Consider the following 14,727-nt stretch of genomic DNA (forward strand, 5'->3'; position numbering starts at 1 on the left):
TTAAACGCACAGACCCTATCATTAAAATAGGCATTTATTACTTAAGTAATGGATGGTCTTCGGGTAATTGCTTTGCTATCCACATTGCTAATCGGTGTTTCATACTAAGCAAGTCTTCACCATCAGCAGGCGAAGCTTGAATAAGCTTGTCGTTAACCAATAGACGGTACAAGCTTTCAACCTTGTCTTTTGAAGCATTGGTGGCAGAAAAACCATTATAACCTCGGTTCATCGCATATTTTTCGCCAACTTCAATCGCTTTTTTTAATAAAGCGGTTTCATTCTTTAACTTTTTAGGTTTTTTCATTGGGCTTCTTTTATTGTGGCTTCACATCAAAGTAAAAGGCATTTAATTTACTGCCATCAAGGTCGATTCGTTATTTATAGCTTGAAAGTAACACTTTGGTAAACTGCTCGGTAGTAATTTCTTTTCCATGTTGAGTGATTAATCCCTCAAGATGAGTAATATCAGCCTCTAACGACGACATAGTCAGTGTATTGTCATCTAATAAATAAAGTTGCTTTAGGCTAGCATAATAAAATTTCAAAATAATTAAGGCACTTTCATCACCATTAACACTCGCTTGTTTAATTTTTTTCAAACGACGATAAATAATATTTTGCGTTTGTTTAAGTTGCCAAACATAATAAATTTCATTAAAAAAAGGGGTGTTTTTTAATTGTCTTAGTATCCCAGCACACGTTAACAATGCCAGAATAACGCCTAAAAAGTTATAACGAAAGTTACTGGTTTGCTGGCCCGACTCTATCGCGGTATTCATACTCGCGTGAGCCATGGTATCAAGCGCTAAGGGCTCAGCAAATACCGCAATCAATATACCACCAAAAGCAATGGCTAATATTGCGAAGGTAACAATAAAACCAACAATCACTTGATTAAGCTTACTGCGATAAGCTTTTTTATCTATGTCTTTTAACGTCATGGTACAACTTATTAATGGGTTACTAAAATTAAAACGTTATTCTAACGTAATTTCTTTCAGTAAACCCTATTCTCTAGCTTTATTTTTTATAGAGGTCGACACCTGAATAGCGTGTTGTTTTTGTCGTGACTCCTTGTCGCCAAACATTCGCTAAGGTAGCTATACTCAGTTTTTTCTTAGCCCGAGTAATAGCGGTATACATTAATTCCCTAGAAAGTAATTTATTATCAGTTTGTTCCGGTAATACCATCACAACATGTTCGAACTCACTTCCTTGAGTTTTATGAATGGTCATCGCATAAACGGTTTCATGCTGAGGTAAACGCGCCGGATTCACCCACTTATATTCATTGTCTGCTTGCTCAAAAACAGCCATTAAATGGCCCAACTCATTTTTCCACAATAAACCAATATCGCCGTTGTATAAACCTAGTGAATAATTATTAACATTGATCATAATAGGTTGCCCGCAATAGCGAGTATCAAAAGCATTAATATCACCGCGTTTAATCAGTATATTTTGTACTTGTTCGTTTAACGACTCAACCCCATGCTCACCAACACGTGTTGCGCATAAGATACGAAATTTTTGTAATTGTTTAAAGGCAGCAGACACTGTTTTTTGCGCGAAAATGGGCGCGTAATACTCACTGACGAATGCCGTTAACCAAGAACTAGTTTTACCTTCGAGTAAGCATAAGGTATTCCCAGACTGAGGCACGTCTTGGTGATTATTATCTATAACTGGTTTTTCTGTTAATAATTGCCAACTTTCGCTAAAGCGACCATTAATAACATGGCTCGCTATTTTTCCGATCCCACCTTCACCATCAAAACGTCTACTTTTGTCAAGAAACACCACGTGATCTGCGGCTAGGGTCAACCCTGATGATTTTGGCGACTTTTTCCACTGAGGTAAGTTTGCACATTGGCTGACTTGGCTTAAATATTGATGATTCTCGGGGCTGTAGCCACGATGAGGCTTAGGTGCTAAATCGTTAAGTACGCTACCAGCAGCAACGGACGGCAGTTGATCAGCGTCGCCTAAAAGTATGATTTGGCAATGGCTAGGTAAAGCTCTAAAAACTCTTACCATTAACGCCAAATCGACCATTGACACTTCGTCAATTAACAGCACATCAATATTCAGTAAATTGTCTTGGTGATGGCGAAAGTTAACACTGTTAGGAATAACACCTAAGAGTCGATGCAGCGTTTGTGCCTCTTGCGGTATTTTTGATAAAACCGCTGCGCTTATTTGTCCTGTAAATCCTTGCAAAGCATTAGTGACTGATTCAGATAAACGCTGAGCCGCCTTACCCGTTGGCGCTACCAAGGCTATCTTTAAGTCTGCATTGGGCTTTTCATTTGAGCTTGAGCTTGAGTTTAACATCACCAAAGCTGCTAACAACTTAGTCACCGTATAGGTTTTACCTGTGCCTGGCCCGCCAGCGATAATACTGAATTTTTTATTAATGGCATTGGCGACCGCAACCATTTGCCAATCTATTTCATCGTTATCATCTGCTGACTGTTGCTGTGGAAAGAGTGTTGCTAAACAGTTTTTAATATCAACGGCGTCAAATGTTTGTACATTTGAATCCTTGGCTTGAGCACTTTTTGCTGAAATAAAAGTCAGTAACTCTTGCTCAAAATGGTAATAACGACGTAAATACAGGTTATTTTCATAAAAAACAATAGCATGGTTATCATCAGCCATAATAGACAACTGTTCACATAAGCTGACTAGCTGTGGTTGCTCAGCAAAGGTAAAACCGTTATGAGTAACAATACCTTGTTTATCGCAGCTGTAACCAAAGCGTGTACTCGCGATGGTGGCTAAAGGTAAACAACTATGGCCTGCCCTAAGGCTTTCACTGAGGGCAATCAGTAAGTGAAAAAGTTGTTGGTTGTCATTATTGTTATGCTTGTCGCGATTAACTAGGCTTTGTTGAATTTCTTTTGCAAAAAAGTAGTCAACCGCTTCAATATTATTAAGCTGCTGTTGAGCATGACTGAACTGCTTATATAACACTGCCATATGCTTATTCAACTCCTAAAAACAATTGATCAAGTGCGGCAAGTTCGTGCGCCTCGATTTTTCGATAGTAAACACCACAATTAATGTGTTCAACTTGGTCAGTCATACCCCGTAAATATAAATAGTAAGTGCCGCCAAAATGCTGTTCTACGTCGTAATTATCTAAGCTGTGACTTAAATAACGGTGCAAGGCTAACGCATAAATCAAGTATTGTAAGTCATAGTGATTTTTTTCAATATTCTCTTTCATTGCTTGCTGGTTATAGTCACTAAAATCATTGCCTAAGTGGCTGGACTTATAATCACAGATATAATATTTATTATTATGCTCAAAAATCAAATCGATAAAACCGTGCATCATACCTTTTAACTGCTGGTATGCCGGTAAGCGAACAATTGATTGCTGTGTTGATTGACTGTGCGTATTTCGATGTTTCGACAATATCTGGGTTAATTTATCAGTACTCGCTGAGCACATTGGATAATAAAATTCACTTTCTCGCAGTGTTTTTGTTTGCTTTAAGTCAGCTAAGCTAAAGGGCTCGCTATTATCAATCTCTAATGCGCTATCACCCAACGGCGAATTAATCATTTGCGCTAACCAACTCTGCAGATCTTCAGCTTGATAACCCGCAGTTAATTCTCCGTACTTTTGCAAAGGCCAATGCATAGCTTCTTGCCAGTCGGGGGCATTAAAATCGGTATGTTCTAAAATATCATGCAATAAATTACCCGTATGAGCACCTTTTGCTAAATTAAAGCGTAATAAACTACTCGCTTGCATTGCACTAGATTGAAGCTCAGTCATGCTATTTTTTTCGAGTGGGTTATCTCGATCAGGCGAAGATACACCGCCGTGACGTAAATTTCGACTTAAGGCTGAAAATGAACTTAGCCACCAATCGCGTTCTATTTTACCGTTAAAGTGAGCAACTTGACCGGTTTTATCACTAACTTCCGCTAATGGCGCTTGTTGAGCAATAAGCTCACTGGCGTTTTCTAATGATGATAGGGTCACTAAACTGATGTTGTTAGGTTCATCATTAACCAGTTGGCGTAAGTTTTCTTCAATATCTTGCTGACTTTGCCACTTTAACGCTCTGCCCAGTGGCGAATGCTCGGCTTTATCAAAAGCGGTTGTTAAGATATAACAACGTTTTTCTGCTCGGGTTACCGCAACATATAATAGCCGAATGGCTTCAGCGTAAGCCTCATTGGCCATTGACTCCTTAGCATGGTCAGAGCCATCTAAACTTAATTTTAGCTGATGGTTTTCATCATGATACTCAATAAAGGTCACCGAGCTTGCACCGAACTTAAGTGGGTCTTTATGACGGGTGGCAAAAGGAACAAACACCACCGGGTATTCTAAACCTTTTGAGCCATGCTGGGTAATAATGCGTATTAAATTATCATCACTTTCTAAGCGTAACTCGGCTTCAATTTCAGGGTCGTCAACCCGACTTTGTTGTTCAAGCCAATAAAGTAATTCTTGTGGTTGACGGTGGCGTTGACTGGCCGTTTGCAGTATTTCAAATAAATGCAATAAATTGGTTAAAATGCGATCTTGGTTTTCATCGGCGATACAAAAATGATCATGCATTAATTTTAATGCCATCGAAATAAAACCTTTATACAACCATTCATTACGTAGTTGCTCAAAATCAAATTTCAATGCTTGCCAAGCAAGTTCGTTTTCTTGTAATCCACGATATTTTTCAGGGTGATAGTCGAGTAAATCACAGGCAATGGCAGCACTAAAGTAGCGTTCATTTTCAACAAACAAGATCCCTTTTAGCAGCTGTATCAATTGCTCTGTTTGCTCACTTTTTATTAAGTTAGCGCGATTACTCATAAAGACTGACGCTAAATTAGCCTGTTCTAACGCTTGTTTTATATCACGTGCTTCAGCGCCATCACGCACTAAAATAGCAATATCTTTTGAGCTTAATTTATGGTTATTTTCGTTAGTAGGCGCGGCAAGTAAATTGATAATTTCATTGGCACACCAAGTGGCCATCACTGGGCGAAAACTTTGAGCAACCGATTTTTTTGCTTCTTCATCAACAAAATGCACAAATTGTAAGGCGTTATCGGTAATTGCTTTATATTTAATAAGTGCTGGCGGTGAAGCTTTTACCGGAATATAGGGAATATCGTAACCAAACACCCGACTATTCCCTTGAGTAACATCAACTTTATCGGTGATCGCTTCGCCATAAAATAAGCGGTTATAGCCAGCGATCATTGCTGGTGTTGACCGCCAATTAGTATCCATTAACCACTGTTGGTCACAATCTTTTCGGGCAGATAAATATGCAAAAACATCGCCCCCTCGAAAACCATAAATCGCTTGCTTGGGGTCGCCTATCATGTATAAAGCGGCCGTACTTTGGTGATAATATATGGCTTCTAGTATCGAGAATTGTAAGGGATCGGTATCTTGGAATTCATCAACTAACGCCACCGGATATTGTTCAAATAGGGTTTGTGCTAGGACTTGTGCGTTACTGCTTTTCGCTTGTAAGCAATTGGCCAAGGTTGAAATAAGATCGTCAAAACTTAAAATATTGGTGGTGCTTTTTTGTTCTGTGATATTGGCACGTATTTGATAAATACCTTCGCGGACAATGACCAGTGCCTTGGCTTTTTCAATTTTTTTAGCCAGGGATTTCAATTCAGCTTTAACCATTTTTACGGGTTCAAATACCGCTAACAGTTCAATTTTACCCACCGAGCGCGCGTAACGCTTGCCATCAATAAAACCATCTGGCATTTTTTCATCAGCAACACGCAGATCTTCAGCAAGTCGATGTAACCATTGTATTAATGAGTCAAGCTCTTGTTGGCGTTTTTCACGTTCACTGCCTTTTTTAACATCAATAAGGTACTGAGTCAGCAGTGGTAGATTGTTCTCGAGGTTATAAACCGCTTGCTGTACTAATTCGGTAAATAACTGCTCTATTGCAGTAACATTGACGACATCAAGCGCATTATGTTTACTAATAGCTTTAGAGAATTGACTGAGAAAGTTTAACGGATTTGGCCAAAACTGCATCACTTGCTTAAAGTGTTCAGGACTATCTTTTGCCAATACTCGATACCAATCTTGGCAAGCTTGTAGCACTAAATCTTGGCAATTAGTTTCCATTTGCGCGTTAAAGGCCACACCACTAGCAAAGGCATGTTGGCTTAACACCCGTTTACAAAAGCCATGTATGGTTAATATTGCCGCTTCATCTAAATATAACAATGCTTGGCGCAAACGTATCTTTGCCGACTTTTCATCAATGTGCTGACTTATCGCGCTAAAGAACTCATCGCTGACAATTAACTCGTCCCAATGGTTAAGCGCTTGGCGAATAAAACTATCGATACGGCCACGTAGCTCTTCGGTCGCATCTTTGGTAAAGGTCATAACCAGTATTTGTTCAACAGGCAATTGCTTTTCGAGTAATAGCCGTAAATACAAGCGGGTGATATTAAAGGTTTTACCGGTACCGGCACTGGCTTCAATTAAGTGCTTACCCTGCAACGGGATCTGGTGAGCAATAAGATTATTCATCTTCATTTTATTTGCTCCTGAGCTTGCCACATCGGTTGATAAAGTGCGGTGAATGTTGATTGGTACTCGGAAAATTCAGGACATTGCTGCCAGAAATAATGCATATAAGGGTCTTGTCCTAGGGGTTTTACCACGCTAAGCATACTGCCACTGTCAGACCATAGTTTTTCAAAACTACTTTGCGCAAAGGCTTTAGCTTTAAAGAATTTTTCAATCAATTCAGTATTAAGTAATAAAGCTTGCTGTTGCCCTTTAAGATAGGTATCAACAATAAAAGCGAGTTGTGCCTGGGCATTGTCTATTTTACTAAAACGGTACTGTGTTGGTTTTTGATTTTTAGTATCAAAATAAAAACCTTTAGTGACATTCACCTGCGCAAGCATATTTTGCTCTTCGGTTAAATGAGCCGCATTTAAGTTCGAGGTATTTGCTTGCCAGCACTGCATAATAATTTGATGTAGATAAAGGCCAAACAAGTCTTTGCCTTTTGCCGAAGAGCTGCGATAAAACATTAAGCTGTCCGCTTGCACCGGGAAATTAGCACTGAGGGTAAAATGACTGTTATCGGTAAGTACCACATCAAGCTCGGTATTGATAAACGTTATCGGTAAGCTGTCGTTGGTTAATTGGCTTTGACTTTGAATGAATTCACTAAAGGTTTCACTGTCATCACGCCAGCGCTCTAGACTATCATGGGTACTGGGTAAATCAGGAAAAACGCCGCTCACCCCTGCCGCACTTACCGCAGAAGAAATCTCATCTTCGCTGCTACCCACGAGATAAAGCGCTAACAGCTGTTGACGTAACAAATAACTCTGCAAGAAGTTTTCACTGAATGGTTCAGTATCATCAAGTTGTGTTTCGTGGCTTTCAAAGAACAACTGCAAGTGTCGTTGAGCAAAGGCTTTTGCCGGATGCTGAAAAAAGCGGATCAGTTCATTAATATCGACAACTTTAGGATCATCATCAGCAATGATCGAAAGTGGTAACAATAAAGCATCGCTTTGTTGGATTTTTTTAGCTGATTTAAGTTTCAACCAATTAGGGTCAAAGCTTTTAAATTTGCCTAAATAGTTATGCTCACTGAATGCTTGCATGGGTAATTGTTTAATATCTGAAGATCGATCACCATTACCATTTTCGTCATTGCCAGCCTCAGCATTATGTAACTGCCAGCCATAGCCTGCTTCTAAATATTCCATCAATTCTTTCAGGACAACCGATGGCTGCTTTTCATTATTATTGCGAATATTACGGCCTTGATAGCTTAAATATAATGACTGTCGCGCCGATATAATGGCTTCTAAAAACAAGTATCTGTCGTCACCACGGCGCGATCTGTCACCCAATTCGCTTTTACTACTCGCCATAAGATCAAAACCTAGCGGTTGGCGTTGTCGAGGAAATTCGCCATCGTTCAAGCCTAAAATAGCAATCACTTTAAAGGGAATACTGCGCATCGGTAACATCGAGCAAAAGGTTATCTGCCCAACCATAAATTGCCGACCAGGATCGGGCTGACTAAAATGATTTGTCAGAAAGTCACGTACCACACTCAAACTGATATTGGGCTGATAATTGGCATGTTGACAGTATTCGGCCAAAGAGCCGATCGCTTGGTCAATAACGTTAAAGGCCATTTCGTCGGTTACTTCAAAAAGACTATTTAACATCGTTAATAAAAATTGTTGCCACTGATTGGCTGATTTATCTTGGCCAAGTTGTTGGGAAAAATGCTGTAATTGCTCGATAATCAACATTAACTTACCCAGTAAAATGGCATCGTTGCCCTCGACATTTGGTAAATATAGTTGTTCATCTACATATATTGAACGGTCAGAAAAAGCAAAGCCACGCATTAATCGTGACAAACCTTGTTGCCAGGTAAAAGCATTATTAACTTCGAGGCTATGTAAGACCTGTTGCTTATGTTGCTGGTCAACGCCCCAATGCACACAAGCTTGTTCAAGCCAAGCAGACATTTTGTCTAGCTCTTCAAGACTGATTGAAAATTTATTTTGCATGGCAGGTAAACGTAACATGCCAATGATTTGGGAAACTTGAAAACGACTATCGGGTAAACTCAGTAATTGGGTAAAAGCGGCAACAACGGGCTCTGCATCTTTGCTTACCCGGTCGGCAATAGAACAAGGTAATGGCGGGATTTTATCCGCTAAGTCTTGCCAGCCTCGTGCAAATACAGCACTAACATAAGGGGCATATTGTTCAACTTGTGGGCACATCACTAATACATCTTTAGGGGTTAAGGTTTTATCATCATTAAACTGATGCAGTAACCAGTCGTGCAAGCCTTGTACTTCACGTAATGCGCTGTGTGCGCTGGAAAAAACAATCGAGTTGTCTTGTTGGTTTTTGGCGGTGCTTCTTTGATCAGTTAACGTTAAAATGTCTTGTTGAACTTGCTGCAAAACCGATATATTTTCTGCTCCATCACTTTGTTCAACCGCATCAAAAACTTCAATATTTACCGTTGAATAATCGTTAAGCAAGGCCATAAACTCGCGGCCCTGCTGACCTAAATTAGCTAACAAAGGGTTACCAACATTTACGGTAATATCATCGTGCCCGACGACCCATTTTGAGAGTAGATTAATCGCTTGTTTTTCTGATTGTATATCGCCCCAATAATCAAAACAGGGATTAAGATGGAAAAAATGTACATCAAGATGTTCACTTATCGCTTCAATAAACGATAACCACATTGGCGCCATCGCATTGATACCAAAAAAAGATAAGCGCGGTGGCAATAAGTGCTTTTTGCTAACAATATTTTCAATGGCTTTATTGACTAACTCAAGCGGGTTATAACTTTGCTCTTGCGTTAACAATTGCCATAATTTTGCTTGCCATTTTTCAACGGCTAACGCTTGTTCTTTATTAACAAAACTTTGGCTGCTCTTACCTTGATGCCAATCATTAATCCACTGAGGCCTAAAAATCAAATATTGCTCATATAAATCAGCTAATTGACAAGCAAGTTGATAGCGTTTCAAGGTTTGCTGTTCGGTAAATACTCTTGGGTTGTCTTGCTTTATTTTTTCAGATTCGCCAACAGATCTATTGGCTAAGTCATCTTCATCAGTAGCGGCCCCTAACCAGTATTGGCTTGCACTGGAAAAATCAGGGTCTTGTATAACAACTGCACTAGCGAGTAACTGATCTATTCGCCATGAAAGTACTTCACGAGAGAATGGCGATTGATCGGGAACATCTTCATCACTTGCCATGCTTCTGACCAGTTTCCATAAAAACTGTGACGGCAAGGCATAACTGATATTCATGCTGATGCCGCGTTGTTGGGCTAACGACATATTAAGCCAATGCTGCATACCGGCATTTTGCACAACAATCATTTCTTGGCTGAAAATAGGAAGTGGTGAAACCTGTTGGATTTTATCGAGAAGTGCTAATAAATTTTCCATTTTATTAGCAGGATAAAGATAGAACAATATGAAGGCCTTAGGTGCAATATTTTCTGCCTAAATTTAAGCATAACAATACCAATAAAGCTATAAAAATCAGCTAAGTTATTGTGGTGAAACGGCTAGTTTTATTGAATAAAGTCTAGATGTCTTTGAAAATATTCACCTAAAAAAGGCACCGAATATTTTTCACCTAATATTGCATAATAGATAGCCATCAACCAGATAATAAATACAAAAACACTGGCTGCCCAGCCAATAAGAGGAATAAAGGACAAAAGCGTAAAAGTTAATACTAGGCCTAAAGATTGTTTTAAATGAAAAGTAGAAAAACTTGACCGATTACCACTATATAGCAGTATCGCAATACACCAACCAATAACGGTAAAGTAACTGATCACCGCGGCAAACTTTGCCATGTCAAAATTCGATTTACTCGGTATATGAAAATGTCCCATAGCCAAAGACTCAAATGAAGTCATAAATTAAGGTTAGTTGAAAAATTTTCTTTCGACAAACATATAAACGAGTAACTTTTATTAGTTTGTTTTAAATAAACACTTTTCATAAAAATAATTCATGCTTTTCTCATCATTATTGACCCTAATCAACAAAGACTTACCCCAAGTTGTGACATGCTAATTCATTGTACCGCCTTAGAGAGACACTTTGCTGACAAAGTTAAGTATCTTTAATGACTACCACTTACACAAACAGGATATTGGAAATCGCTAATGGACATAGATTTTGATGAAATCACCTATTTAAAAAATCCAGGTTCTCTTTTACTAAAAGCCGATTATATACAGTTTTTAATGACATTGACCGGGCCTACAGTAATTGATATTACCGGCAGTGATCAAGATAAATGTCGGGTATTTACCACACTATTACATGGCAATGAACCTTCTGGGTTAATTGCCATGCATCGTTGGTTAACGGCTAATGAGCAACTACCTGTGCCAACAACCAATGTCCGCTTTATTATTTGCTCGGTTGAGGCCGCTAATATTTCGCCGTTATTTAGTCGTCGTTATCTTGATGGCGGTAAAGATATTAATCGCTGTTTTTCTGGTGATAAAATTCCAGATTGTGGCTTTTGTCAACGAGCTTTACTGATAGAGAAAGCCATAAAAGAGGTTAATCCAGAACTTCTTGTTGACTTGCATAATTGTGCAGGGTCTGGACCTGCGTTTGCTATAGCACCGATGATAACGCCTGAGGTGTTATCAATAACGTCTTATTTTTGCCAGACCCTTATATTATCAGGCTTACAATTGGGAACATTAATGGAACGAAAGTTTGATTGCCCAATGATCACGGTAAAATGTGGCGGTAGCAAGGACGAACAGTCTCATCATGTTGCTTACCAAGGTTTAAAGCAGCTGACCTTAAATAAACAAGCTAAAACCTTCCAACAAAATAGAGCGGTTGATATTATTTATCGACCATTACGTTTAGAGTTAAAACCACACACCCCTTTAACTTATGGTGATCACGATGAAGGCTTTAGTGGTGTTTGTATAAAATCAAATATTGAACAACTTAACTATGGTATTTCTCGAAAAGATCAAATGTTAGGCTGGGTTGATGACAAAGGACTTGATAATTTTGTTCTCATTGACGAGCATGGAAATAATGTGATTGATGATCATTTTAGCTGTCGTAAAAACATTTTAACCTGTGCCGTTGATTTACGCATTTTTATGGCAACTGAAAATAAAAACATCGCTTTAAATGATTGCTTATTTTACGTGATAAAAGTTTAGTCAACGGCCCAAAGAGTAAAAGATAACGTTTATTATGAGCTGGATAATAATAACAGTGCCCTAGTAAATAGGGCTAAATAGCTCCAAAAATGATAATGCTCTTTTTAACAAGGATTAACTTAGTGCTAACCAAACCCCTACCCCGGCCATAAGTGTTCCTGCTATTCGATTCATAAGTTTGACGTTATCTCCCTTCGAGAGGAAAATTCTCAGCGTTTTACCACCACTTGCATATAACATCATACAAGTAAACTCTGAAACCATAATCACAGCAACTAAAACCATTAACTGAGGAGTTATTGCCAATTGAGTATTAATAAACGGTGGTAGGAGTGAAACCATAAATGCCCACCCTTTAGGATTTGAAATAGCGGTAAACAAGCCTTGATTAAATAAGGTAAGTCGCCCTATATTCGCAGGCTCTTGGGCACTGCTTAGCGACATTCGCCCCTTTGACAACCACATTTGTACACCAACATAAACCAAATAGGCTCCGCCGATATATTTTACTACAGCAAAGACATCGGGATATTTAAGCATGACTGAAGCAACACCAACAACCGCTGCAATAGCCACTGCAGCAACGCCAATGAGTTCTCCTAGCATCATCCACAAGGTTCTTTTTACACCAATACTCATGCCGAGTGTTAGGGCTAATGTCATACACATTCCAGGGGTAATACTAACAAAGAAGAATGTTGGTATGAATATAACTAAAGTGGTGTAATCAATCATCAGGGTAACTATCTAAGTAAAATTTGGCGTAGCTTATCAGAAGATATAATTGAACTAAAAGCGACTCGACTGGAAATCGATAAAAAAACTTGTTTGTTCTTTATCATTATTCGCTGATTTTTTTTCTACTGTTAACCATAACCGCCAAACCATATTATCTTCAGAGCAGCTACCTAACATTGTTTCTGCAACAAAATAATTTTTCTCTGTGGTGATGTCCTCAGTAAAAAACAAGGGAATTTTACCCATAAACATTGTTTTTCCTTCCATGTAGCCAACGACACTATACGAATCTTCAGCGGAAAAGTTATCCTTAAGCAAATGATCTTTTTTAAGTTCAACCCGTATATCAAAAGGGTGTTCTGTTAGCACTTTTCCAACATTAAACTTAACTAACATCCTGCCAAAAATGGTTTTAACTTCACAGATGCTTTGCGAAGTTAAACACTGAAATGGCAAACTCACTTGTTGAGATTTTTCTTGGGCGTCACAGCTGACAATGCTGACTAAAAAAAAAGCAATAAATAGCCTTTTGTAATTAAAATTATTAATAGGACAGTCTCTCTTTGGTGCTTTATGTACATTAATCGTACTAAGCTTTTAAATATTATTGATCTACAACAAAATTACTGCATATTCTAATGACTTTTCGATGCAAAATTATTACTATATACGGGAGATTTTTTATCGCTAAATGAAATTTATATTTTCAATTGTAACTTATCATTGGCGCTTAGTTTTTTTAATCATAAAAAATCGTTTTACGTTAACAATTATAACTGCGGAAACCATAACATGTCTCAAAGTAATGCGTCATCAGTAGACTACAATTTTGATGTTGTACGTCAATTTACTGTTATGACAGTAATATGGGGAATTGTCGGTACCCTCGTTGGTGTTCTAATTGCAGCTCAATTAATTTGGCCTGCGTTGAATTTCGAAACACCTTGGTTGACCTACTCCCGTCTTCGTCCACTTCACACTAATGCAGTTATTTTTGCATTTGGTACAAGTGCCTTATTTGCTACCTCTTATTATGTGGTTCAAAGAACCTGTAAAACAACATTATTTGGCGGCAAACTTGCTTCATTTACCTTTTGGGGCTGGCAAGCAGTTATTGTGCTCGCTGTTATCACGCTTCCTATGGGCTACACATCAAGTAAAGAATATGCTGAATTAGAATGGCCCGTTGACATTTTAATTGCCATTGTATGGATAAGTTACGCCATCGTTTTCTTTGGGACACTAGTTAAACGTAAAACCTCGCATATTTATGTTGCTAACTGGTTCTTTGGTGGCTTTATACTAACTGTTGCGGTATTACACATTGGTAATTCAATGGTAATTCCTGTTTCCATGATGAAGTCTTACTCTATCTACTCAGGTGCTATCGATGCGATGATGCAGTGGTGGTATGGACATAACGCCGTTGGCTTCCTATTAACCGCTGGTTTCCTAGGTATGATGTATTACTTCGTACCCAAACAAGCTGAACGTCCAGTTTATTCTTATCGTTTATCTATTGTGCATTTTTGGGCATTAGTTTCTTTATACATTTGGGCTGGCCCACATCACTTGCATTACACTGCACTGCCAGATTGGGCTCAGTCTGTTGGTATGGTAATGTCTATCGTGTTATTCCTACCTTCTTGGGGTGGTATGATTAACGGTATTATGACGCTTTCTGGCGCATGGCATAAACTTCGCCATGACCCGATTCTTCGCTTCTTAATTGTTTCATTGTCTTTCTACGGTATGTCTACCTTTGAAGGTCCTATGATGGCAATTAAATCTGTAAATGCACTTTCTCATTACACTGACTGGACCATTGGTCATGTGCATTCTGGTGCTTTAGGCTGGGTTGCTATGGTGTCAATTGGTGCTATGTACCATTTAATTCCAGTGCTATTTAATCAAGGTCGCATGTACAGTATTAAGTTGATCAATGTGCATTTCTGGTTACACACAACAGGTATTGTTTTATATATAGTTGCTATGTGGATTTCAGGTGTCATGCAAGGGTTAATGTGGAGAGCGGTTAACACCGATGGTACGCTAACTTACAGCTTTGTTGAAAGTTTAACGGCATCATACCCATTCTACTTTATCCGTTTCGTTGGTGGTGTATTAGTTGTTGCTGGTTTCTTATTGATGGCTTACAACATGTTCAAAACTATCTATGCTGAAGACGAAAGTCTTAAGCCCGTTGCCATAGATTAGGAGGCTGACG

10 protein-coding genes are annotated in these 14,727 nt (G+C 38.8%); 2 read left to right on the plus strand and 8 right to left on the minus strand.

Annotated features, from left to right (window positions below; genetic code table 11):
* Positions 1–37: 37 nt before the first annotated feature.
* The 6 genes from H4J69_RS09970 to H4J69_RS09995 form a co-directional block, all read right to left on the minus strand.
* Positions 38–307 carry a DUF5062 family protein gene (locus H4J69_RS09970; RefSeq protein WP_070376721.1) on the minus strand — a complete coding sequence of 90 codons (270 nt, stop codon included), beginning with the start codon at positions 305–307 and terminating at the stop codon, positions 38–40.
* Between the two features lie 70 nt (positions 308–377).
* Positions 378–944, minus strand: a complete 567-nt coding sequence (locus H4J69_RS09975; RefSeq protein WP_182244463.1) for a DUF3087 family protein — start codon at positions 942–944, stop codon at positions 378–380.
* A 79-nt stretch (positions 945–1,023) separates the two neighbouring features.
* Complete coding sequence (gene recD / locus H4J69_RS09980; RefSeq protein ID WP_182244462.1) at positions 1,024–2,985, minus strand: exodeoxyribonuclease V subunit alpha; 1,962 nt, start codon at positions 2,983–2,985, stop codon at positions 1,024–1,026.
* Positions 2,986–2,989: 4 nt separating this feature from the next.
* A complete protein-coding gene (gene recB / locus H4J69_RS09985; RefSeq protein WP_182244461.1) occupies positions 2,990–6,556 on the minus strand; it encodes an exodeoxyribonuclease V subunit beta in 3,567 nt (1,188 codons plus the stop codon).
* Positions 6,553–10,020, minus strand: coding sequence for an exodeoxyribonuclease V subunit gamma (gene recC / locus H4J69_RS09990; protein ID WP_259367740.1), 3,468 nt, complete (start codon positions 10,018–10,020; stop codon positions 6,553–6,555). Before recC ends, recB begins: the two co-directional genes overlap by 4 nt.
* A 101-nt stretch (positions 10,021–10,121) precedes the next feature.
* Positions 10,122–10,475, minus strand: coding sequence for a hypothetical protein (locus H4J69_RS09995; RefSeq protein WP_182222131.1), 354 nt, complete (start codon positions 10,473–10,475; stop codon positions 10,122–10,124).
* Positions 10,476–10,727: 252 nt separating this feature from the next.
* On the opposite strand from H4J69_RS09995, the gene H4J69_RS10000 reads away from it, so the two are divergent.
* Positions 10,728–11,762, plus strand: coding sequence for a succinylglutamate desuccinylase/aspartoacylase family protein (locus tag H4J69_RS10000; protein WP_182222132.1), 1,035 nt, complete (start codon positions 10,728–10,730; stop codon positions 11,760–11,762).
* Between the two features lie 114 nt (positions 11,763–11,876).
* Here the strand turns inward: H4J69_RS10000 and H4J69_RS10005 are convergent, their stop codons facing one another.
* Positions 11,877–12,497, minus strand: a complete 621-nt coding sequence (locus tag H4J69_RS10005) for a LysE family translocator (protein ID WP_182214373.1) — start codon at positions 12,495–12,497, stop codon at positions 11,877–11,879.
* A 54-nt stretch (positions 12,498–12,551) separates the two neighbouring features.
* The gene (locus H4J69_RS10010) at positions 12,552–12,962 is read right to left on the minus strand and encodes a hypothetical protein (RefSeq protein WP_182230416.1); all 411 of its coding nucleotides are present in this window, start codon (positions 12,960–12,962) and stop codon (positions 12,552–12,554) included.
* A 330-nt stretch (positions 12,963–13,292) separates the two neighbouring features.
* On the opposite strand from H4J69_RS10010, the gene ccoN reads away from it, so the two are divergent.
* Positions 13,293–14,717 carry a cytochrome-c oxidase, cbb3-type subunit I gene (gene ccoN, locus H4J69_RS10015; protein WP_182214369.1) on the plus strand — a complete coding sequence of 475 codons (1,425 nt, stop codon included), beginning with the start codon at positions 13,293–13,295 and terminating at the stop codon, positions 14,715–14,717.
* The last annotated feature ends 10 nt before the right edge of the window (positions 14,718–14,727 follow it).

It is taken from the genome of Colwellia sp. BRX10-9 (assembly GCF_014077405.1).
In the GTDB taxonomy this organism is placed as follows: Bacteria; Pseudomonadota; Gammaproteobacteria; order Enterobacterales; family Alteromonadaceae; genus Colwellia_A.

Excerpts from the sequence above, each read along its gene's own strand:
- H4J69_RS09970 (WP_070376721.1), bottom strand. The coding sequence starts at position 307 with ATGAAAAAACCTAAAAAGTTAAAGAATGAAACCGCTTTATTAAAAAAA.
- H4J69_RS09975 (WP_182244463.1), bottom strand. The coding sequence starts at position 944 with ATGACGTTAAAAGACATAGATAAAAAAGCTTATCGCAGTAAGCTTAAT.
- recD (WP_182244462.1), bottom strand. The coding sequence starts at position 2,985 with ATGGCAGTGTTATATAAGCAGTTCAGTCATGCTCAACAGCAGCTTAAT.
- recB (WP_182244461.1), bottom strand. The coding sequence starts at position 6,556 with ATGAAGATGAATAATCTTATTGCTCACCAGATCCCGTTGCAGGGTAAG.
- H4J69_RS09995 (WP_182222131.1), bottom strand. The coding sequence starts at position 10,475 with ATGACTTCATTTGAGTCTTTGGCTATGGGACATTTTCATATACCGAGT.
- H4J69_RS10000 (WP_182222132.1), top strand. The coding sequence starts at position 10,728 with ATGGACATAGATTTTGATGAAATCACCTATTTAAAAAATCCAGGTTCT.
- H4J69_RS10005 (WP_182214373.1), bottom strand. The coding sequence starts at position 12,497 with ATGATTGATTACACCACTTTAGTTATATTCATACCAACATTCTTCTTT.
- ccoN (WP_182214369.1), top strand. The coding sequence starts at position 13,293 with ATGTCTCAAAGTAATGCGTCATCAGTAGACTACAATTTTGATGTTGTA.